The 20,256-nt window shown below is 66.4% G+C and carries 20 protein-coding genes and 1 pseudogene; 12 read left to right on the forward strand and 9 right to left on the reverse strand.

Translation table 11 applies throughout. The features are described from left to right. The first annotated feature begins 232 nt into the window (after positions 1 to 232). Together STROP_RS03060 and STROP_RS03065 are read left to right on the forward strand one after the other, a co-directional pair. Entirely contained in the window at positions 233 to 1,426 is a 1,194-nt protein-coding gene (locus tag STROP_RS03060; protein ID WP_011904517.1) for a cytochrome P450, read from the forward strand. Between the two features lie 27 nt (positions 1,427 to 1,453). After that, complete coding sequence (locus STROP_RS03065; RefSeq protein ID WP_011904518.1) at positions 1,454 to 2,284, forward strand: methyltransferase domain-containing protein; 831 nt, start codon at positions 1,454 to 1,456, stop codon at positions 2,282 to 2,284. A 13-nt stretch (positions 2,285 to 2,297) separates the two neighbouring features. Here the strand turns inward: STROP_RS03065 and STROP_RS03070 are convergent, their stop codons facing one another. The 3 genes from STROP_RS03070 to STROP_RS03080 are packed head-to-tail and all read right to left on the reverse strand — an operon-like array spanning position 2,298 to position 4,015. Continuing rightward, complete coding sequence (locus STROP_RS03070; RefSeq protein WP_011904519.1) at positions 2,298 to 2,681, reverse strand: VOC family protein; 384 nt, start codon at positions 2,679 to 2,681, stop codon at positions 2,298 to 2,300. A gap of 33 nt (positions 2,682 to 2,714) precedes the next feature. After that, positions 2,715 to 3,416 carry an SRPBCC family protein gene (locus STROP_RS03075; RefSeq protein WP_011904520.1) on the reverse strand — a complete coding sequence of 234 codons (702 nt, stop codon included), beginning with the start codon at positions 3,414 to 3,416 and terminating at the stop codon, positions 2,715 to 2,717. After that, positions 3,413 to 4,015, reverse strand: a complete 603-nt coding sequence (locus STROP_RS03080) for an ArsR/SmtB family transcription factor (protein WP_026275389.1) — start codon at positions 4,013 to 4,015, stop codon at positions 3,413 to 3,415. Before STROP_RS03080 ends, STROP_RS03075 begins: the two co-directional genes overlap by 4 nt. 418 nt (positions 4,016 to 4,433) lie before the next feature. Here STROP_RS03080 and STROP_RS03085 point away from each other — a divergent pair, with 418 nt between their 5' ends. The 3 genes from STROP_RS03085 (at position 4,434) to STROP_RS03090 (ending at position 5,881) form a co-directional block, all read left to right on the forward strand. Continuing rightward, the gene (locus STROP_RS03085) at positions 4,434 to 4,892 is read left to right on the forward strand and encodes a DUF6444 domain-containing protein (RefSeq protein ID WP_011904522.1); all 459 of its coding nucleotides are present in this window, start codon (positions 4,434 to 4,436) and stop codon (positions 4,890 to 4,892) included. A 140-nt stretch (positions 4,893 to 5,032) separates the two neighbouring features. Further along, a complete protein-coding gene (locus STROP_RS24545; protein WP_018831409.1) occupies positions 5,033 to 5,191 on the forward strand; it encodes a transposase in 159 nt (52 codons plus the stop codon). Between the two features lie 6 nt (positions 5,192 to 5,197). Further along, complete coding sequence (locus tag STROP_RS03090; protein WP_011904523.1) at positions 5,198 to 5,881, forward strand: IS66 family transposase; 684 nt, start codon at positions 5,198 to 5,200, stop codon at positions 5,879 to 5,881. Between the two features lie 192 nt (positions 5,882 to 6,073). Here the strand turns inward: STROP_RS03090 and STROP_RS03095 are convergent, their stop codons facing one another. The 3 genes from STROP_RS03095 to STROP_RS03110 all read right to left on the reverse strand — a co-directional run bounded on the left by STROP_RS03095 (position 6,074) and on the right by STROP_RS03110 (position 9,812). Beyond that, the gene (locus STROP_RS03095) at positions 6,074 to 6,874 is read right to left on the reverse strand and encodes a helix-turn-helix transcriptional regulator (RefSeq protein ID WP_238380270.1); all 801 of its coding nucleotides are present in this window, start codon (positions 6,872 to 6,874) and stop codon (positions 6,074 to 6,076) included. A 672-nt stretch (positions 6,875 to 7,546) separates the two neighbouring features. Continuing rightward, on the reverse strand, positions 7,547 to 7,753 hold the full coding sequence (locus STROP_RS03100) for a hypothetical protein (protein ID WP_018831412.1): 207 nt from the start codon (positions 7,751 to 7,753) through the stop codon (positions 7,547 to 7,549). A gap of 304 nt (positions 7,754 to 8,057) precedes the next feature. Then, positions 8,058 to 9,812 (reverse strand): PD40 domain-containing protein, encoded by a 1,755-nt coding sequence (locus STROP_RS03110; protein ID WP_043159107.1) that lies wholly within the window; start codon positions 9,810 to 9,812, stop codon positions 8,058 to 8,060. 305 nt (positions 9,813 to 10,117) lie between these two features. Here STROP_RS03110 and STROP_RS03115 point away from each other — a divergent pair, with 305 nt between their 5' ends. Further along, entirely contained in the window at positions 10,118 to 10,777 is a 660-nt protein-coding gene (locus tag STROP_RS03115; protein WP_011904527.1) for a nuclear transport factor 2 family protein, read from the forward strand. Between the two features lie 173 nt (positions 10,778 to 10,950). Beyond that, positions 10,951 to 12,336: a vanadium-dependent haloperoxidase gene (locus STROP_RS03120; protein ID WP_238380271.1), complete on the forward strand. Its 1,386-nt coding sequence runs from the start codon at positions 10,951 to 10,953 to the stop codon at positions 12,334 to 12,336. A 180-nt stretch (positions 12,337 to 12,516) separates the two neighbouring features. Here STROP_RS03120 and STROP_RS03125 read toward each other — a convergent pair whose 3' ends face one another. Further along, a complete protein-coding gene (locus STROP_RS03125; protein WP_230582410.1) occupies positions 12,517 to 13,089 on the reverse strand; it encodes a PadR family transcriptional regulator in 573 nt (190 codons plus the stop codon). Between the two features lie 326 nt (positions 13,090 to 13,415). Between STROP_RS03125 and STROP_RS03130 the strand changes: the two genes are divergently transcribed. The 3 genes from STROP_RS03130 (at position 13,416) to STROP_RS03140 (ending at position 16,463) form a co-directional block, all read left to right on the forward strand. Continuing rightward, entirely contained in the window at positions 13,416 to 14,576 is a 1,161-nt protein-coding gene (locus STROP_RS03130) for an FG-GAP repeat domain-containing protein (protein WP_011904530.1), read from the forward strand. Between the two features lie 97 nt (positions 14,577 to 14,673). Then, positions 14,674 to 15,663 carry a daunorubicin resistance protein DrrA family ABC transporter ATP-binding protein gene (locus STROP_RS03135; protein WP_011904531.1) on the forward strand — a complete coding sequence of 330 codons (990 nt, stop codon included), beginning with the start codon at positions 14,674 to 14,676 and terminating at the stop codon, positions 15,661 to 15,663. A gap of 11 nt (positions 15,664 to 15,674) precedes the next feature. Then, on the forward strand, positions 15,675 to 16,463 hold the full coding sequence (locus STROP_RS03140) for an ABC transporter permease (RefSeq protein WP_230582409.1): 789 nt from the start codon (positions 15,675 to 15,677) through the stop codon (positions 16,461 to 16,463). 53 nt (positions 16,464 to 16,516) lie between these two features. Here the strand turns inward: STROP_RS03140 and STROP_RS03145 are convergent, their stop codons facing one another. Beyond that, complete coding sequence (locus tag STROP_RS03145; RefSeq protein WP_011904533.1) at positions 16,517 to 16,948, reverse strand: ester cyclase; 432 nt, start codon at positions 16,946 to 16,948, stop codon at positions 16,517 to 16,519. Positions 16,949 to 17,138: 190 nt separating this feature from the next. Here STROP_RS03145 and STROP_RS03150 point away from each other — a divergent pair, with 190 nt between their 5' ends. After that, a complete protein-coding gene (locus STROP_RS03150; protein WP_011904534.1) occupies positions 17,139 to 18,377 on the forward strand; it encodes an FG-GAP repeat domain-containing protein in 1,239 nt (412 codons plus the stop codon). A gap of 207 nt (positions 18,378 to 18,584) precedes the next feature. On the opposite strand, the gene STROP_RS03155 is transcribed toward STROP_RS03150, so the two are convergent. Beyond that, positions 18,585 to 19,418 carry an alpha/beta fold hydrolase gene (locus STROP_RS03155; RefSeq protein WP_011904535.1) on the reverse strand — a complete coding sequence of 278 codons (834 nt, stop codon included), beginning with the start codon at positions 19,416 to 19,418 and terminating at the stop codon, positions 18,585 to 18,587. Positions 19,419 to 19,640: 222 nt separating this feature from the next. Between STROP_RS03155 and STROP_RS25500 the strand changes: the two are divergent. Continuing rightward, a pseudogene (locus STROP_RS25500) lies at positions 19,641 to 19,933 on the forward strand (helix-turn-helix domain-containing protein); the annotation flags it as partial. Positions 19,934 to 20,256 lie beyond the last annotated feature (323 nt).

Below are 20,256 nucleotides of genomic sequence, written 5' to 3' on the forward strand. Positions count from 1 at the left end.
GGTGCCACCGACAGGTCATCCTGGACGCGGACCGGGCTGCCGGGGCAGCAAATCCTCCTGAGGGGCCAGCACAGAGCCTGGTCGACCGAGGCACTGCCACAGCTTTGCTCACAGCGGATGCACCCCCTACCACCGGAACTAGCGTGCATGCCCTTGCCCGGTAAGTCCACGTGCGGTATGACTACATGTCATGCAGTCGTGACAATTTGTCACATCGTCGGAGGGAGTGATGATGGCTACCGTGCCGCGCCTGACGTTCGCGGACGGAGGTGTTAGCGTGCTGCCCTGGTTCCGGCAGATGCGTGATGACCAGCCCGTGTGGTATGACCAGGGCACGGGTAGCTGGAACGTGTTCCGGTACGCCGACATCGCCCAGATACTCACGGATCCTGCCACGTTCTCGTCCGACCCGGGTCGGACGATGCCGCCCGAACTGGTAGAGGAAGCCGAGGGCAGCCTGGTGGCGGTCGACCCGCCGCGGCACGGCAGGCTGCGCGCGTTGATCAGTACGGCTTTCACGCCGCGGCTGGTCGAGCAACTGGCCCCGCGTGTGCGCTCGATCGCGGAGCGACTATTGGACCGGACGTTCGTAGACCGTGGGCCCGAGGGCGAGTTCGACGCTATCGGTGATGTCGCCTACCTGCTGCCGGTGTACGTGATCGGCGAGTTGCTCGGGCTGCCCGAAACTGACCGGGAGTACTTGGTTCGCACGGCTGACGAGTTCTATGCCATCAGCGCGGACGATCCGTTCGATGGTACCTACATGGCCAGCATGCAGTCCACACTAGATGGTCTCGGTACCTACATGCTCGACCAGGCAGAGCGCCGTCGTGCCCGGCCCGGAGATGACCTGATGAGCGCGCTCGCGCACGCGGAAATCGACGGGGAACAGCTCAACGACAGGGAGATTCGCAACTTCGCGGTGTTGTTGCTGACTGCCGGGCACATCACCACGACGGCGCTGCTCGGCAACACGTTGCTGGCGCTGGGTGAGCGACGGGACGTCATGCTGCGGTGGCGGCACGGGCAGGTCGACACCGCGGACGTGCTCGAGGAAGTGCTGCGGCATCGAACGCCGTTCACTGAGGTCTACCGGTTCACCACGACCGAGGTGACGATCGGCAATCAGGTGGTGCCCGGCGACCAGCTCCTGCGCCTGTGGATCGCCTCCGGAAACCGAGACGAGCGCCAGTTTGCCGACCCCGACACGTTTGTGCTCGGCCGGGACAGCAGGCACCTCGGGTTCGGGCTCGGGATTCACTACTGCCTCGGCGCCAGCCTGGCCCGGATGGAGTCCTCCGTGGTGCTCGAGGTACTCGCAGAACGCACCACAACGCTGGCGCCTGCCGTGCAGGGGCTGTCGTACTACGACGCACCCGGAATCTTTTGTCTACGCTCACTGCCCGTTTCGTACCGCAGGTCCTGACCGTAGCTCCCGACGAGGAGAACCTGTATGTCCGCCACTGACGAGCAGGCCAAGTATGACTACAAGTCGGACGAGTCGATGCGCATCGACGTCTGGGACGAGAACCTACACGTCGGGTACTGGGATGGCCCCGGCGATACCAGTGACCAGACCCTTGCCACCGAACGGCTGACGGACCTGGTGCTCGCCCGCAGCGGGCTCGGCGCCGGTCAGCATCTGCTCGACGTGGGTTGCGGCATGGGTAAACCTGCACGGCGCGCGGCCACCGAGACCGGTTGTTCGGTGTCGGGTGTCTCCGACTCCGATACCCAGGTCGAGCGAGCGAACGAGGGGGCTGCGGCCGCCGGGATCGCCGGCCGGGTTGGGTTCCAAACGGCTGACGCGACCCAGGAGCTTCCGTTCCCGGACGCCCACTTCGACGTGGCATGGGCGATCGAGTCACTGGTGCACATGACCGATCGCGCCCGCGCACTCGCGCATGTCGCGCGGACCCTCAAGCCCGGCGGGCTGTTGGTCGCCACCGACTTCTTCACCCACCCGCCATTGACCGGGGCCCGCGCCGACGCGGTAGACGCATTCCGCGGCGTAGCCCTACTGGGACCCATCGTCTCTCTCGACGACTATCCAGCTCTGCTGCGCACGACGGGCTTCGAGCTCCGTGAGTTCGTCGACCTTACCGAGCACACCCACCGGACCTACGCATTGCTGTTGCAGGCGTTGCGGGACAACGAGGCAGACCTGCGTGCACAGCACGGCGACGCGGTCTTCGATGGCTTCGTCACCGCATTCGCCTACTGCGTGGAGTCGCTCGAGCCGCGATACATGCTCTACGTGGCCCGGCGGGTGGCCGATCGTTGAGGCCGTGTGTGGCTCAGCTGGTGTGGGGGTTCTGCATTAGTGCGACTATCGCACCCGCGGGGTCCTTGATCAGTGCGAATCCGCCCGGACCAGTGCCGTTGGGCTGCCGTACGACCTCGCCGCCCTTTTCGGTCACCCGCGCTAGGCTTGCGGAGAGGTCGCTGACCGCGATGTAGGTGATCCACTGCGGCGGCAGGTCGGCGTTGCTGCTCTTGGCGTGGCAGATGCCAGCGACCGGGTTGCCGTCCTGCGCGAGCATCATGTAGTCGTCGTAGTCGCCCATGCTCAGCGGCTCCGGCTTCCAGCCGACCACGTCCGCATAGAAGTCGCGGACACCGTCGGCGTTCTGGACGGTCAGGTCGAAGCCCGCGATCGTGCCTACCTTGTCTTGGCTCATGGTGTTCGCCCTTTCGCTGTTGTGGTGTTGGTGTCAGTGTGTGTGCGTGGCCCACCAGGCTGACCATTGCTGGGAGAGCTGGTCGAACGCGGTGTCGTCGAGGTCGTAGGTGCTGAGGAGGGCCGTTGCGGTGCCCGCTGGATTGGTCTGCGACGGTGTGTTTCCTGCGAGTACCAGCAGCCCTGGTCCCCAGGCGTCGATGGTCAGGCCGAGTTGGTGGGTCGACCGGAACCAGACGTTGCCTGTCGTCGTGCCGCCTGCGACGGTGGCGGTGTAGGGGCTGCCAGCCGGTGTCGCCGCGATGCCGGCCAGACCCAGCCGGTCGACGATGGTGCTGGAGTCAACGCCCCGGTAGGAAAAAAAGAGTGTGCGTCGCATACCGCCGGGGTTGTGGCTGAGTAGGAAGCGTAGCTGTTGTAGGAATGATGTCCAGCCCTCGGTTATGTCGTCGTAGTAGGCGTCCCAGTTCGGATCGCCGGACAGGGGTGCACGGGTGAGCGTGACGCGCACGCCGTCGGGCAGCGGGTGTACCTCGAACCGATCGCCGCCGTTGGCGACGAGCACGTGTCTCTGGTCGTCTACGGTCACGTCGGTGAAGTAGATAGATCGGATTTCCTCGGCGATCTCGTCGGTATCCCAGCCGTGCCACCGGCGGATGGTCTCGGTGTCCCGTAATGCCTGCCACGCGGCGTCGACGGTGGTGTCGACCGTGATTTCGATCTTTGGGGTGTTCATTGATCCGTTGGTGCCTCCGTTGCCGGTGCCGGGTATCCGGCGGCGACCATCCGGTACGGACGGCCGCCCTCGGTGTCGTACGTCGTCGTCAGCTGCGTCACGAGCTCAGTGAGCTCCTTGGTGAACCGATGTACTGCGGCCGGGTCGGCGAACCGCACGTGCGCCTCGAGTGTGAACGTGAGCAGGCGCTTGCCGTGCTCGTCAGCCTTGACCTGCATGCGGGCGACGTCGCGCACCGCTGCAGCAGCGACTCTGACGAGGTGTTCGGCCGCATGTTGGTCGGCGAGCGCGCCGTCGGGCTCTGGCACGGTCTCGCCCACACCCATCAGCGTCGGGTTGACCACGAGCGCGCCCGGCTTGGCCCGCATGATCCGCTCTGTGAAGCCCCGCCGCTGCCGTTCCTCGACCAGCTCGACGAGGCCGATCGCCTCGAGCGCGCGCAGATGGTAGTTCACTCGCTGGCGGGGGATGTGAAGGCTTGTCGCGAGTTGTGTCGCCGAGGCCGGTACCCGCAATGTGCCGAGGAGCTGTCTGCGTAGCGGTGACAGCGCGGCGGCGACGCGCTCTGGCTCGTCGACGTAGTTGATGCCGCTGGTCATCGATCGATCGTCCATTGGACAAATCCGATTGTCAAATCTAACATGGCCCCGCGCGCCGCGCAGCTCGGTACGGCAAAAGGCACCACCCACGCCGGAGTGTCTGGCGCACCGGCAACGGTGCGGGGCCCTGAAAGGAGGGATTGCGAGGTCCGGGGACGTTCACGGCGTATTACTCCGATCCTCGTATTCGTGCCCCTGCTTCAGTCCAGTTTAGTGGGCTCGGAGCGGTATTCTGATGAACTGTCACTAGCTGATTTGTTTCAAAGTAGTTTCCCATCCTCAGGTGCTGTTCAGCCCGTTTTCGGTCGGTGGCATCCGACGCCCTATGGCCTTGTTCGCAGCTTCTTCGATCGTGACTGATCAGGTGCTCGTTGGCAGGTTTTCTTGACCTGCGCGGTCTGATCTGGATCATGGTGGGGTGTCCGGAACGCCGTCCCTTGTGGAGTTGCTTGAGCGGCTCGCCCGGTTGGAAGCCCGGATCGTTGAGCTTGAGCGGGACAACGCCGAGTTGCGTCGGGAAAACGCGGTGCTGCGGGCGGAAAATGCGGATCTGCGAGCCCGGCTCGGGCAGGATTCGTCGAACTCGTCGCGGCCGCCGTCGTCGGACGGGTTGGCCAAGCCAGCGCCGAAGTCGCTGCGTAAGCGGTCGGGTCGGCGGCCGGGTGGGCAGCCCGGCCATGAAGGTCGCACGTTGCGGCAGGTCGCTGATCCGCACGAGCGGATCGAGCACGAACCGGCCGGTTGTGGCGGGTGTGGTGAGCCACTGGGCGCGGCGCCGATGACCGGTGTGGCCGTGCGGCAGGTGTTCGATCTGCCGGACATCGCGGTGCGGGTGATCGAGCACCAGATCGTGTCGCGCCGCTGCCGGTGCGGGTAGGTCACCGCGGGTCGGGCTCCGCGAGGGGTGGACGCCCCGGTGCAGTACGGGCCGAGAGTGAACGCGGCTGCGGTGTATCTGCAGCAGGCGCTGTTCGGGGCGCAGGCGCGCACCGTGCGGGCGATGGCGGATCTGTTCGGGTGCCGATGTCGGCCGGCGCGGTCGCCGCCGCCCACGCCCGCGCCGGGGACGCCCTCGCCGATTCGGAGTTCGTGGATCAGGTCCGCGACGCGCTCATCGCGGCGTCGGTGGTGCACGCCGATGAGTCCGGGCTGCGGGTCGCAGGCAAGCTGCACTGAGTACACGTGGCCACCACCGGCAAGTACACCCTCGTCTGGGTGCATCCCACGCGCGGCCGGGCCGGGATCGACGTCGGGCAGATCATGGGCTCGATGGCCGGGATCGTGGTGCATGATGCGTGGGCCCCGTACGACACCTACACCCCGGCCGGACACCAGTTGTGCTGCGCGCACCTGCTGCGAGAGTTGACCGCCGCCGCCGAACTGGCACCCGAGGCGGTGTGGCCCGCACAGGCGAGCGATGCGCTGCTGACGCTCAAGACCGCCGCCGACACGGCCCGCGCTGCGGGCCGGACCGAGATCGACCCGTCTCTGCTGGCGGAGCAGACCGGCTTGTTCCGCCAGGCCGCCCTGGTCGCGGTCAAGGACCACCAGGCGCAACCGTCCAAGACCGCCCGGAAACTTGCCGCCCTCGCACGCCGGATGCGCGGCCGCATCGACGACTACCTGCGGTTCGCGGTCGATCTGCGGTCCCCGTTCGACAACAACGCCGCCGAGCAGCAGATCCGCATGGTCAAGATACGGCAGAAAGTATCCGGGAGCTTACGCATCCTCGACGGGGCGCAGCAATTCGCGCTGATCCGTTCCTACCTTGCCACCGCCACCCCACACGGCGGCAACATCATCAGCGCCCTCACCGAACTCGCCGCCGGCCGTCCCTGGCTACCCACCGCCGTAGCCACCACCTGATCAGTCACCTTCGATCTTGCGGAGAGGCCTTCAATTCCGTATCGGTGCCTGTTCGCTACCGTGAACCACAAGCTCGAGACCAGCACTCATCCCGACGGACTGTACGAGGACGGCATCGCACGCGTGGAGGACCTCTGCTCCGGAGCCGGGGCCAACCGCCAACACAATCGACCCGCCTCGCAGACCGAACACCTACCCGCGATCCGCTGCGTCCGTGGGCAGAGCCGGGGCTGCATCACGCTGGTTCGCGCGAGTCACCAGGCAGAGCAGGGGGCGTGAAAACTCCACCGGTGGGTCGATGCGGCGCTGGCGGCGCAGGGCGACGTGGAAAGGATGGCGGGATCGGCCGCCCCGGGCGACTAGCGTCCGCGTACCGAAGCCAACCCGGCCGAGGGTACCGACGGGCGCTCCGAGTACCTCGGCGACGGTCGTGACCGGGCTGTACCCAACCGAGACGGTGTCGTACTCGCCGTCGCTGACCGGCGGTATGCGCACCACGTGGTCGGTTTCGATGACCTGGAAGGCTGACGGCCGCTCCCACGGGCGGTCCGTCCGGTACAGTCCGAGCAGGGCGCAGTACCGCTCCTGTCGGTCCGAGGTCACCGCGCCGATCGGGCCGCGCTCGGCCATCGCGCCGCTAAGGTCCGTCAGTTCCTGAATCGGCACTTGGCCGATCCGCTCGACGACCGTGCGGAAGCGGCGCGGGGACAGGCCGGTCAGGCGGCCGAACTGACTGATGAACGTGCCGAGACTCGAATAGCCGACAGAAGAGCATATTTCCGTCACCGACCGCCGTGAGTTGAGCAGCAGGTGCTGTGCCTCGCACATCCTGAGCGCAGTGAGAAACCGCGCCGGCGTGGTGCAGGTGATCTCTCGGAATATCCGATGGAAATGGAACTGGCTCATGGTTGCCGCCCGCGCGACATCGACGAGCTGGATGGGCTGCGCCCGGTGCTCGATCATGTAGTCGACGGCCCTTGCCACCGCCGTCACCCGTGCTGCATCGGTGGGTTCCCTGAGGCACCGGCCCACACCTGCGCAGAGTCCAATATTGGTACATTCCAAACAGTTGGCCTCAGGGATCCATCTCAAAGTGGACTGGCCACGCACGGCCCTCTCCACTCTCTCTCGACAGGCCGTACGGGCCGCGGCGACCCATGACGCCGAAGCGTCTCCTGCGTGACTGTCGAGCCCGTCCTCTGGTCACTCCGCACCGCGGCGGGCGTCGACCACCGCACGCCAAAACCGACCCCCGCGGGCAGACGGGTACCGAAGAACAGTCCGTCGGAGGAGCTCCGTGTACCCGTTGCCGGGTACAGCTGCTCCTGCCCCCTGCGGGCGGCCCGTGCGGCGGCGTCAAGTGCGCCGCTCGTGACCGCGCGGTCTCGCCGATACCCGGTTGTGTGAGGAGCAGGACCGCCACCGCATACGGCCGGGGCGACCGGCCGAGCAACGGAGTTGACTACTTCCACCGACTGCTCACCATCGCGTGGGGAGTGCCGTCACCGTCCACGTCATCGATAGGTCCTCCGTGGCGGTGGCGAGGGCTGGTCCAGCTCGAACGGACCGGCGTCGTCAATGTACGGCCGTTGCGCCGAAGCGGGGTGTGCCGGATGGCCGCCGTGCGGGGGCAAAAGGCGGCGGTGGCTTCGAGCGGTGGCCCTTCTACCACAACGATCCATCCGTCTTCGTGCCGGGTAGGGGTACCGGCGCGACGTAGCGGCGAGTGATGAGACCGAGCACGGCGGCGGTCAGCGCGATCAGAGCGTTGCTTTGGCTCGGAGTCAAACTGATCACATCGAAGGCGACGATGAGGTTCAGCACCGCGACGACCGCGGCCTGCACGAGCACGGGTTCACGGCGCAGGATCACAGCTCCTCCCTTGCAGACCGCCACGTCGCGAGCCACCGGTAGGACAGTCCCCCGTCTGCAGAGGCCTCAACGCAGAGGTTCGTGGTGTCGTATAGGTACCGGTAGTCCCAGGGTGAATAGAATTCGCCTGAGCCGCTGCCGGAACCAGGCTCCGTGCCAATGCGGTCGAGCGACGCCGCACCTACCATGTTGGGAAAGTCTGCCGAACCGTCCACGTCGGTCGAAAGGTTGGCCATGTGGTTCTCCTGAGGTCGCAGGGGGTTTCGAGAAATGCCACCCGACCGGGTGGGCGGCGCTACACGCGTCATCTGCGGCGCGTGTTAACCGGACTGCGCACCGGTCCGGTGCGGGTCTGTGGGCCATGGGTGCCGCGTCGCCGCGCATCACCGTCGGCCAGGTCCGCGATGGGGGAGCCCGCACCCCACACGTTTTTTGCCAGCCAGTACTCGACGGTGCGGTGTGTGCGGGTGAACGCGAGCATCGAGCCATCCCGACTGGGTACCGGGTAGCGGACAGCGGGCCCGACCGACGAGAGCACGCGCCCACGTCCGTCGGGCAGCTGCTCGAACAGATCCTCAATGCCGGAAACGGCAAGGGAGTAGATGAGCGTGCCGTCGGGCAGCATGCGGGGGTTGTTCTTCTCGATGTAGTCCGGGCGGGCAAGAGCATGGATCTCACCGGTACTCAGGTCCATGCGGTAGAAGCCCCAGGTCCAGTCACCGCCGCGGGTCGAGAGGAAAACGACACCCGTGCCGTCCGGTGTCCATGACGGTGCCTCGTCCCACCAGGGGTCCTCGGTGAGCTTGGTGACGCTGCCGTCCCGGAGGTCCAGGACGCACAGATCCGCCTCGAACGGTTCAGTGTCTGTGCTGAAGACGAGCCGGGTGCTGTCCGGTGACCAGTCCAGCGGCCCATGCAGGCTCTTGGGCCATGTGACGCCGCAGGTCCACACGGTGCTCGTGGCCGTGGCGAGGTCATAGGTCGCGATCTCCCACCGCGGTCTGCTCACATCCCGCGTGAGATAGGCGACAGTACGACCGTTCGGAGACCACTGCGGAAACGCCGCGTCTCCGAGCGGGAGCACCTTGGTCAACCCGCCGCTGATCTCGCGAACCTTCACCACGGACCGGCCGCTTTCCTCCGCGGCGTAGATCAGCCGGGTGCCGTCGGGGGAGATATTGCCGTACCTTGGCTGTTCGTCTGGCCCAACGACTTGGGTGACCGTGTCGGTGCGGCGGTCGAGCACCCAGATGCCGACCCCGCGGTCGACGAGCCGATGGAAGAAGAGGTGCTGGCCGTCCGCGGTCCAGTTCGGCCACCGGTCGTCGCCTGCTTCCACGACCAGCGCGCGCCCGCGGTACGGCTCGGCAAGCTGCTGCACCCAGATCACTGAGCGTCCCTCGAGGCTTCGGGAGAACGCCACTACCGGGTGCGCACTCGAGACGGTCGGTTTGTAGTCCCACGTGCTGCCGTCGGTTACCTGTCGTGGCATACTGCCGTCTAGCGGCAGGATCGACACCGCGCTGGCGCCAGTGTCGTAGGAGTGGCAGATGAGGCCGCTGCCGTCGGGCAGGTAGGTGCACGCACCCGTCCGTCCGGGCTCGTCGGTCACCGGCATGGGTGGCCCGCCGGTGGCGGACACCAGGTAAACCTGCCGCTGTGCCCAGCCACCCCCAACGAAGGTGATCTTAGAGCCGTCCGGCGACCAGTTCGGATACTCCTCGTCGTATGGGCCGAATGTGAGCCTGCTGATCCGCGCTTCGTGTAACCGATACAGCCAGACCGCCTTGTGCCCGCAGCGCGAGGAGGTAAACGCGAGGCAGGCGGAGTCGGGTGACCACTGGGCCTCGATGTCGTCGCCCGCGCCGCGTGTGCCCTGGTGCCACTGCTCGGTGGCGATCTCGTAGAACCAGAGGTTGAGCGATCCCGTGCGCCGCGACGAGGCGACAAAGCGCGTGCCGTCCGGCGAGATCGCCCCGTCGCCTGCCCCGGCCGGGTCTTCGGCGAGCCTGTGCAACTGGAACGTCGGGCCACGCACCCGTCCCGGTTGCGAAAGCATACCCGCGGAACCATTCATCTCGTTCTCCAGGTCACCGTTACGATTTTCCGAAACTATTCGGCACGATATGTGCGAGCCGCATTTCCGGCCTTCTCATCGTTTGCGATCGCCGCGTGGGTGCTTGCGCCGTTCCTTCCCGTGTCTGGCCTAGCAAGGGGTGAGAAGTCCCCGCATACCGCCGGTGGCTAGAAACGTCAGTGGCGGCGATGCCGCGAACCGTTCGGCGTCACCGCAGTTGGGAAGTGCGCCCGGGGTCGAGGATCGCCGGCGGCCTGTAGACGTAACTATCGATCGGAGTGGTTGTTGTGACTGAGGTTCAGGATTTCGGCCGACAGCTCGGTGAGTTCTCGCGCGGTCTGCTCGGCGCCACCGGCGCCGACGAAGGTACGGAGTTCGTCTCCGACGGCCGTGCCGAAAGTGAGATCCGCGGCTTCCTCGCGGAGCTCCAGGAGGCGTACGCGCGGGCGGACATCGACTGGATCGTCAACTCGCTCGCCGAGGATTTCACCACCTACGAACTCGTGGCGCTGGACGGGTCGCCGGTGGTGATCCGCGAAAAGGCGGCGATGCGCGAGTACCTCACCACCCTGTTCCCCGCCAGCGGGGAGAACCAGGTGAAGTCGATCACCGCGAACCAGGTGGTGGCGACGGCGACGCTCGGCCTCATCAACGAGGAGGGCGACGTCGTGATCTCCAAGGCGGACACGACCAAGGAACACCAGCCGCTGCGGGCCAGCGCGCTCGCCGTGCGAACCGAAGACGGCTGGAAGTGGCGGCACTGGCACATGTCCGAAGCCGGGCCCCGATTCCGGGTGAACGCGGCCGGCGTGCCGATCGACGACAACGGCCAGGTGATACCGGGTGCCCGGGTGGTGACCCAGGACGGTGTCGGTCGAGTGGTCGTCGACGGGCATGAAACGCGCCCCGGCGTCACCCTGGCACCTGGCCAGACGCGCCGGGACTGAATGACCGCGCTGCGTCGGGTCCGCGGGAGATTGGACGAGACATGAGTTCTACCGTCGGCCGGGTCACCCGGCCGGAGCACAGCACGGCGGGCGCCACGCCCACGTCGGTAACCCACGTAACCAACGGAGAGGAGAACCTGTACCCGGACTACCTCGGAAACTTCTCCAAGGGGTTGCCACACGACGAGTTCGGCGAAGTTGATCGAACGGCCTACCGGCAGTTAGTCCGCCGTCTGTCCAGCGAAGACCCCGGTGAAATCGAGGGCATCGAGCTTGACCCCTCCTGTGGCCGGCGGCTGGTCAACCCGCAGGCCGGGCTCTCGGTGGACGCAATCGGACCACGCAGCACGGACATGACCATGCCGCCCGTGCCCAGGATGGACTCCGCTGAGCTGTCCGCTGAGCTGTGTGAGCTCTACTGGATGGCACTGTGCAGGGACGTGCCGTTCACGCGGCTCACCGAGAGTGATGTGGCGCGTGCGGCGGCCGATGACCTCACGAAGCTGTCGGACTATCGGGCGGTGCGCCAGAACGGTCGAGTCACACCCGGGCTGTTGTTCCGCGGCGACACCCCGGGCGATCACGCCGGGCCGTACCTGTCGCAGTTTCTGTGGCGGGATATCCAGTTCGGCACCTATCGGTTCGTGCAGCGGCAGGACACCGTGCGCCCGAATCAGGATTACATGACCACCTTCGGCACATACCTGAAGGTGCAGCGAGGGTGGAACCGGACGCTGGCGGCATCCGAGCGCGACCAGGAAAACCGGCGGTACCTGTACTCGCCGCGCGCTCTTGCCCACTGGCTGCACTTTGACGGAGGGCCGTCCCCGGCAAAGGCGTTCTTCCACGCCGGGCTGATCCTGGACAGCCTCGATATGCCGGTCGATGCGGGTAACCCATACGTAGACAGCACGGTGCAACACGGATTTTCCACGTTCGGAACCCCGCACCTGCTGGCGTTGGTGACCGAGGTAGCCAATCGGGCACTACGTGCCGTGTGGTATCAGAAGTGGTTTGTGCACCGCAGGATGCGCCCGGAGGTGTTTGGCGCGCGGGTGCACCAGCGGCTCACCGGGGGTCGGGCCTATGAGTTCATCGACCGCGAAGTTCTCGAGTCCGACGCGGTGGACCGGGTGTTCTCGAAATGGGGTTCGTACCTGCTGCCGCAGGCTTTCCCCGAGGGCTCACCCATGCACCCGTCCTATGGTGCGGGCCACGGGACCGCCGCCGCGGCAGCCGCAACCGTCCTCAAGGCCTGGTTCGACGAAACCGCGGTGCTGGACAATCCGATCCAGGCCAACGAGGACGGCACCGCGCTGGTGCCGTACGAAGGTCAGGACGCCGGTCGGCTTACGGTTGGCGGTGAACTGAACAAGCTGGCGGCAAACGTCGGTATCGGCCGCAACATCGCCGGCGTGCACTGGCGCACCGACTGGACCGAGTCGGCGAAGCTGGGTGAGAGCCTGGCGATCCAACTGCTCCGCGAGCAAAAGGCCTGGTTCAAGGAACCCCACTGGTTCACGGTGACCCGGTTCGACGGTACTACCGTGCGGTTCTGACACGTCCGGTGTACCTCACGGCCTGCGCCGCGCGGCCGGTCGCCTCGACCGCCGCGCGGCATAGGTCTTCGCCTTCGCCCTGACCTTTATCTCCACCTTCAACGAAATGGTGATGTGGCTGCCCGGAGAGCGGCCCGGGCGCCTCGACGGTCGGCCGGGAGTGTCCCAATTGCGAGCGCGTCAGCTCTCCCCAACCTCGGAGTCCATGGCATCCAGGCTTGCCAGCGCCGACTCGACGGCATTGATTTCCGCCGCGAAATACCCCACGCCCCAGTCGGCCACGATTGACGAGTAGCGGAGTGCAGGCAACATGTCGCCCTTCAGCGCGCTCAGCTCCTGCTGCTGGCGCCGTGCCCACTCGGCGTACTGGGTGAGCACCTCGCGCAGTCTACTGTGGCTGGTCTGGTGGCCGAAGAACAACCGCAGCGCGACCGAGTGCTTGAGCAGTGGTGGACCTACTTCGCTGTGGTCGAGCCAGTCGCGGAAGACTCTCCGGCCGGTGTCGGTGATCGTGTAGTACCGCTTGTCGGGCCGGCCTGGCTGTGCCTCCGTGCGCTCGTACACCAGTGCCCGGTCGCGCAATCTACGGAGTTCCAGATAGAGCTGGCTCTGCGCGGGACTCCAATAGAAGTACCGCATGTTCATGGCCCACTTGCGCAGCTCGTAGCCCGTGACCTCACCGGTCATCGTGAGCAGACCGAGGACGGCGTAGGCCGTCGACGGCAACGCCGATTCTCGTCTGTCGTCGGCCACGTCTGCCGTCTCCTCCTTGTGGCGCTCGACGAGCGGTCCCAGAGCCTCCGACGAGCAGTGTGCCACTCGGTGGCTCCACCGATGTCGACGATGTTGTCACGGTACGCAGGTCGGGCCCCCTCCTACCACCGAACCGGCTCGTGGGGTTGATCAGAACGCGAGCGCTGGACACCCGGCTCACCGAGCGCTGACAGTGCGCCGGCACACCGAGAAAGCGGGCTACCCAACGCACCAGTTTTGCGCCGCAAGGCGTAGTAAGCAGGCGGCTGCCCACGTGGGCTATCGATCGAAGGGAAGCGTTCCGCGATAGTGCAAGGGGTAATGCGATGATTCAGCACAGGTGGTCCAGGGCCGGTGACGGGCGGCTGCTCGGACTCGCGGCGGCGGCGGCGCTCTGCGCCGCGTGTACGACCGACGGAGTCCCGGCTCCCGGCGAGGAGTCCAAGGGCCCACCGCTGCTGTTCGATATCTCGGCCACCACGCCCGTCGGGGACAACCCGCGCGCGATCGCGGCTGCGGACCTCAACGGCGACGGTGTACCCGATCTGGTCACCCCGAACTTGGGACCGGGCAATGCGTCCGTGCTCTTCGGCGACGGCAGGGCAGGCGTGCGGCAGGTGGTCGAGATCGCCGCCGGGCCTGCCGCGCTGCGCAACGTGACCGCGGACCTAAACAACGATGGCAACCAGGACGTGGCGACGATCAACGTGAGCGACGAGACCGTCACGGTGCTGCACGGCGACGGCCTTGGTGGGTTCAGCGAGCCGGTCGCGTACGAGGCGGGCGACGGCCCATCCGGTGTGATCGCCGTCGACCTGAACGGCGACGACGTACTCGACCTCGCGACCGCCAACTATGACGGTGACGACGTCAGCATCATGCTGGCCGAGGGCAGCGGGTACGCCGCACCCGTGCACGTCGCCGTGGGCGACGGAGCCGCCGACATCGTGGCCGCAGACGTCAACGGCGACGGGCAGATCGACCTGGTGACCGGTAACCACCACTCCGACGACGTGAGCGTGCTGCTCGGTGACGGCGCGGGCGGGGTCGCACCTGCGATCTCCTCAGCGGCCGGCGACGGCCCACACGGAATCGCCGCGGGGGACTTCGACGGCGACGGACACGTCGACCTCGCGACGCCGGACTACGAGGGAGACACGACCTCAGTGCTTCTCGGTAGCGGCGACGGCACCTTCGCCGCGCCGGCAAAGCTACCCGCTGGCGACGGTCCGACGGGGCTGGTCGCGGTCGACCTCGACGGTGACGGCTCAATCGACCTCGCGACTGCGAACTTCGAGTCCGACGACGTGTCTGTGCTTCGCGGCAACGGTGACGGAACGTTCGGCGAGCCGGCGTACGTGCCCGCTGGGGACGGCGCGGTGAAGATCGTCGCGGTCGACCTCGATGGTGACGGGCTGCTCGACCTTGCCACCGCCAACTCCCATGACGACAACGTCACGGTGCTCCGCAATACGACCAGTCAGTAGCCAACCGTGTACCTGCGGCATATGACAATTAGGCATATCGTCCGGTATGGTCACCTCGCAAGCAATCTGACGACGCACGCCGGGGCAGGAGACGATGATGACGGCAGCGATCGTGGCGCAGGGGTTGGTGAAGCGGTACGGCGAGACGACCGCGCTCAACGGTTTCGACCTCGAGGTGGCCGAGGGCACTGTGCTCGGCCTGCTCGGCCCCAACGGCGCGGGAAAGACGACGGCGGTGCGGGTGTTCGCTACCCTGATCGAGCCGGATGCGGGGCACGCGGAGATCGCCGGGCTCGACGTGGTCCGGCAGGCCGGCCAGGTCCGCCAGACAATCGGCCTGTCTGGCCAGTATGCCGCTGTCGACGACATCCTCACCGGGCAGGAAAATCTCGAACTGCTCGGCAGGCTGCACCATCTCGGCAGGCGTGGCGCGCGGTCTCGGGCAAAGGAGCTCCTCGAACGGTTCGGGCTCACCGAGGCGGCGAACCGCAGGCTCAAGGAGTACTCCGGTGGCATGCGGCGCAGACTCGACCTGGCGGGCGCACTCGTGGCCCGACCGAAGGTGCTCATCCTCGATGAACCAACCACTGGACTCGACATCCGCAGCAGGGAAGCCACCTGGGAGACCGTCGGCGAGTTGGTGTCTGGTGGGTCCACGCTGCTGCTCACAACCCAGTACCTGGAAGAGGCGGACCGGTTCGCCGACCGCATCGCCGTGATCGAGCACGGTGTCGTCCTAGCCGGCGGCACGCCTGACGAGCTGAAGGACCAGGTCGGTGGTCATCGGCTCGAGGTGACCCTATCCCGCCCCGCAGACCTCTCCCGGGCCCGCAGCGTGCTCGCGCCGGTCGCGGCGGGCGAGGCGGTATCCGACGAGGCGGAGGGTCGCCTCGCGGTGACCGTCGCGGCCGCCGACGGCGTGCTGGTGGACGGGATACGGCGCCTCGATGCGGCCGGGATCGAGGTCATTGACGCGTCGCTACGCAGACCCACACTAGACGATGTGTTCCTGGCACTCACGGGCCACATCGCCGAGACCACCACAGAGCCCGCGTCCGAGCAAGAGACGCAGGAGGCAGTGCGATGAGTTCTTTGGTGATGACCGTCGGCGACGGGATGGTCTTGGCGAAGCGGAACCTGATCAGGACGCTGCGAATGCCCGACCTGTTCATGTCCTCCCTGATCATGCCGATCATGTCCACACTGCTGTTTGCCTACATATTCGGCAGTGCTATCGAGGCACCCGGGGTGTCCTACCGGGAGTTCCTACTCGCCGGCGTGTTCGTGCAAACCGTCGTGTTCAATTCGGTGATCACAGGTGCCGGACTTGCCGAGGATATCCAAAGAGGCATCGTTGACCGATTTCGGTCACTGCCGATCTCATCCTATTCGGTGTTGTTCGGACGGACTGCCAGCGATCTGGCGAACAACGTGTTGTCGCTGGCCGTCATGGTGCTGGCCGGGCTACTGGTCGGATGGCGGATCGACAGTTCGTTCGGCGAGGGTGTGGCGGGTCTTCTGCTCCTGCTGGCGTTCGCCTATGCACTGTCGTGGCTACTCGCCGTAGTCGGCTTGTCCGTGCGGGCGCCGGAGGTCGTGAGCAACGCCAGCTTCATGGTGATCATGCCACTGTCGTTCATCGCCAACACCTACGTCAGCCCCGAGGGCTTTCCCGGGCCGCTGCGCGTGATCGCCGAGTGGAACCCCGTTTCCGCCGTGGCGCAGGCGGCGCGGGAGCTGTTTGGCAACACCAACCCGGCCTACCCGCCGCCTGACGTCTGGCCGCTGCAGAACCCGATAGTCGCGTCGATCGGGTGGATCGTACTCATCCTTGTGATCTTCGTACCACTGGCCACGCACCGATACCGCAAGGCGGTGCGCCGCTGACCGAGTAGGCTCCGCGCGCCCGGGACGGACACCGTCCCGGGCGCGCGGTGTCTTCACAGCGGCAGGCCGAGCTGGGTCGCGACGGTCAGGAAGTCGTAGTACAGCTTGCCGTTGGCGATCCTGCCGTCTCGGAAGCAGTAGAGCTCACAGCTCAGCCCGCGGATCCGGTTACCTGTCGGCGGGTGGATGTCCCCGTTCGGCAGCGGGAACGGCGCTGTATGTGTGCCCTCGTTGACCACCTCGGCCACGGCGATGTCCCCGCACATGATCAGGTTGACGATCTCGACACGTGCGTCCGGCATTGGCGCCCGGTTCAGCTCCTGGCGCCTGCGCCACCCCGCCGGCCCATGGACGACCTCGCCGGTCGGTACCTCAACGCCCTCGTAGTCCTCAGTCAGCAGCGCCATAGCACCGTCGAGATTGTTCTCATTAAAGTTCCGGTACAACGCGCGGAGGGTCTGCTCGTTGCGGCTTTGCTGAGTCATATCGTGATCTCCGTCCGATTCCGCCGGTACCTTTCCATGCCCGTTGTATCCGACGCCCGGACCTGCTCCCTTCTTATTGTCTGCGAATTTCACCGGACCAAGATCCGAAAAACCGCGCAAGGCAGAAAAAGTTTCCCCGCTGCATCTCGGCCTATAACGGGAGTGAGCTTGGCATGCCAAGGAACTGCGAATGCGAGGAGGACCTGTGCGCAAGAATGCGGTAGGTAGGTGGTGGTTCGCGGCGCCGGTCGCAGTGGCGTTGGTGGCCTCCGGTTGCACCACGGACAACGACGGCGGGGAGCAGCCGCCGCCTACAACCTCGGCGACGTCGGCCACCCCGGCCCTACCAGTGGAGCCAAGGACTCCCGAGCCGGGCCCACTGCCGGCGATACCCGCCGCGTTCGCGTCCGCCGCGGTCTATCCTGCCGGCGACGCAGCCGCGGACATCCTCGCGGCGGATCTGAACAACGACGGCCACCTCGACCTCGCTACGCCGAACTACAACTCGAATGACGTCGCGGTGCTGATGGCAGACGGCACCGGCGGCTTCCTGCCACCCGTTGCCCTAGCCGCTGGTCGCACGCCGAACGGTCTGGTTGCCGGCGACTTCAACGGCGACAACTGGCTGGACCTCGTCGCGGCGAACCTGGGATCGGACGAGATTTCGGTGTACCTGAATGACGGCCAGGGCAGATTCGGCGAACCGGTGTTCACCCCCGCGGGCGATGGCGCAGCACGGATCGTGGCCCGGGACCTGAACGGCGACGGCAACCTCGACCTGGCAACCCCGAACCTCAATGGCGACGACGTGACCGTACTGCTCGGCGACGGGCAGGGCGGGTTCGGCGAAGCGTCGCACTTCGCGGCCGGAGACGGTGCGCTGCGCCTGTCGATCGCCGATATCACGCGTGACGACAAACTGGACCTGATCGTGTCGAACTACAACGCCGGCAGCATCAGCGTCCTCGAGGGTGACGGCCGTGGTCGCTTCGGCCCGCCGTCGGACTATCCGGCGGGCGACACGGCCTCCGGAGCGGCGCTTGCGGATTTCAACGGCGACGGCGCACTGGACGTCGCGAGCGCGTTGTATGAGGTCGACCAGGTTGCGGTGCTGCTCGGCGACGGACAGGGCGGGTTCGGCGCCCCGACGATTCTGACCTCCGGGGTGCACCCGGGTGACCTCGCCACCGGCGACTTCAACGGTGACGGCTACCAGGACATCGTGGCGCCGAACTTCGACTCCGACGACGTGACGCTATTCCATGGCGACGGGCGGGGTGGGTTCGCCGTACCAGAAAACATCGCTGTCGGCGCGGGGGCACCCGCGATTGTGGTGACGGACTTCAACGGTGACGGCAAATCCGACTTCGCAACGGCGAACTCCCTGGACGACAACGTGTCGGTGCTGCTCAACACCACCGGCGGCTGACATCGGTTGACGGATTGTCCCCATCGGCCACACAGCCGAGATGTTTCCACCCGGGCTCCTGGTCGGGAACACCAACGCGGAGTGCTGTGCGCCCTCACCAGGGCGCACAGCACTTGTCGTCACGCACCTGCGGCTCTGGTGGGGCGGAGCCAGCGTCATGAGGAAGACGCCGTGGGCCCCGCCCCGGTCGTGGTGGGGATTCCGGGATTACCTGGAGAGGAAGGTCAGCAGGGCCTGGTTGACCTCGGTCGTGTGGGTCCAGAGCAGGCCGTGGGGGGCGCCGTCGATCTCGACGTAGTCAGCCTCGGGTAGCCGCTTGTGAAACTCGCGGGCGGTAGCGTCGACCGGCAGGATCTTGTCGGCTGTCCCGTGCAGGATCAGGCTGGGTACGTCGATCTTCGGGATGTCGGCGCGGAAGTCGGTGAGCCAGGTCGGCACCGCCGCGCTGGCGGCGTACCACGACGCTCCCGCGGCGACGTTCCAGCTGTTACGCAGTGCCTCCTCGGACAGGCGGGTACCGAGGGTGTCGTCGGTGTTGTAGAAGTTGCGGTAGAAGTCGGTGAAGTAGGCGTACCGGTCAGCGGTGACCGCGGCGGAGATCCCGTCGAAGACGTCCTGCGGCACCCCGGTCGGGTTGTCGTCGGTCTGCAGCAGGAATGGTTCCAACGAGGCCAGGAACGCGGCCTTCGCGACCCGCGCCGACCCATACCGGGACAGGTACCGGGCGACCTCACCGGTGCCCATCGAGAAGCCGACCAGCACCACCTCAGTGAGGTCCAGGGTCTCCAGGATGGTGTTCAAGTCGGTGGCGAAGGTGTCGTAGTCGTAGCCGACGGTGGGCTGGCTGGACTGGCCGAACCCCCGCCGGTCGTAGGTGATCACCCGATAGCCGGCCTGAAGGAGGGCTGCGGCCTGTTTCTCCCACGAGTGCCCACTCAGCGGGTAGCCGTGGATGAGCACGACCGGCTGTCCCTGACCGTGGTCCTCGTAGTACACGTCGATGCTGGTGCTGTTCTCGGTCCCAACGGTGATGTACGGCATGACGGCCTCCCCAGCCAAGGTTAGAACGATCGTTCTCGCTTGCCTGGGTAGTAGGTAAGAGAACCGGCGTTCCCGGTCGCCAGTCGAAGCGGTATGACTGTCGCCACACCGCCCCGCAGGAGGACGTGGCGGATTCCAGTGGTGGTCGCAACACCCTGATCGAGGGGTGTGTGATGGGGGGACCTGCGGGCTGGACGACGATGGTGACGGGCTGACCCGGCGATGCGGTCGCCGGGTCAGCCGGGGGTGAACGAGTATCGGGAGGTGCGGCGGCAGTTCTGGCGGCGGATCGCTGAAGGCCTGTCGAGTGAGGAGGCCGCGGCGGCATGTGGTGTGTCGCAGCCGGTGGGTGGGCGGTGGTTTCGTCAGGGTGGCGGTATGTCGCCTTTGTCGCTTGCTCCGTTGTCGGGCCGGTATCTGTCTTTCGCTGAGCGTGAGGAGATTTCCCTCCTCAAAGCGCAGGGCAAGGTGTGCGGGAGATCAGCCGGGCGGTTGGCCGTGACGCGTCAACGCTACGAGGGCGCGAGGGCCCAGTCTCGCGACCTGGGGGTTCACCTGGGGTGGCAGGGAGTGGCTCGCGTTCACCCACGTTCCCCGGACTGCCGTTGTCGCAGCCCAGGAGCACACCCGGAGCACACGTACCCCGGGTTGCGACCGGCTGATGCCCGCGGTGACCCGCACTGGCGCCGGTTTACCCGGGTTGGCATCCGCTGGAGAGCACACACCTCCCACATCATCGAAGATCAACGAAGGGCCGGTGGGTGACGGGACCTACTGGATGGACGTCGAGGAGCTGGCGAGCTGGGCCGCCTCACGCGGTAACTCCGCCTGACCCGAC

Origin of the sequence: Salinispora tropica CNB-440, from assembly GCF_000016425.1 — a bacterium.
In the GTDB taxonomy this organism is placed as follows: Bacteria; Actinomycetota; Actinomycetes; order Mycobacteriales; family Micromonosporaceae; genus Micromonospora; species Micromonospora tropica.

Bases quoted from the DNA above. Each gene is read 5' to 3' on its own strand.
- STROP_RS03060 (WP_011904517.1), top strand. From the start codon at position 233: ATGGCTACCGTGCCGCGCCTGACGTTCGCGGACGGAGGTGTTAGCGTG.
- STROP_RS03065 (WP_011904518.1), top strand. From the start codon at position 1,454: ATGTCCGCCACTGACGAGCAGGCCAAGTATGACTACAAGTCGGACGAG.
- STROP_RS03070 (WP_011904519.1), bottom strand. From the start codon at position 2,681: ATGAGCCAAGACAAGGTAGGCACGATCGCGGGCTTCGACCTGACCGTC.
- STROP_RS03075 (WP_011904520.1), bottom strand. From the start codon at position 3,416: ATGAACACCCCAAAGATCGAAATCACGGTCGACACCACCGTCGACGCC.
- STROP_RS03080 (WP_026275389.1), bottom strand. From the start codon at position 4,015: ATGACCAGCGGCATCAACTACGTCGACGAGCCAGAGCGCGTCGCCGCC.
- STROP_RS03110 (WP_043159107.1), bottom strand. From the start codon at position 9,812: ATGCTTTCGCAACCGGGACGGGTGCGTGGCCCGACGTTCCAGTTGCAC.
- STROP_RS03130 (WP_011904530.1), top strand. From the start codon at position 13,416: ATGATTCAGCACAGGTGGTCCAGGGCCGGTGACGGGCGGCTGCTCGGA.
- STROP_RS03135 (WP_011904531.1), top strand. From the start codon at position 14,674: ATGACGGCAGCGATCGTGGCGCAGGGGTTGGTGAAGCGGTACGGCGAG.
- STROP_RS03140 (WP_230582409.1), top strand. From the start codon at position 15,675: ATGACCGTCGGCGACGGGATGGTCTTGGCGAAGCGGAACCTGATCAGG.
- STROP_RS03145 (WP_011904533.1), bottom strand. From the start codon at position 16,948: ATGACTCAGCAAAGCCGCAACGAGCAGACCCTCCGCGCGTTGTACCGG.
- STROP_RS03150 (WP_011904534.1), top strand. From the start codon at position 17,139: ATGCGAGGAGGACCTGTGCGCAAGAATGCGGTAGGTAGGTGGTGGTTC.
- STROP_RS03155 (WP_011904535.1), bottom strand. From the start codon at position 19,418: ATGCCGTACATCACCGTTGGGACCGAGAACAGCACCAGCATCGACGTG.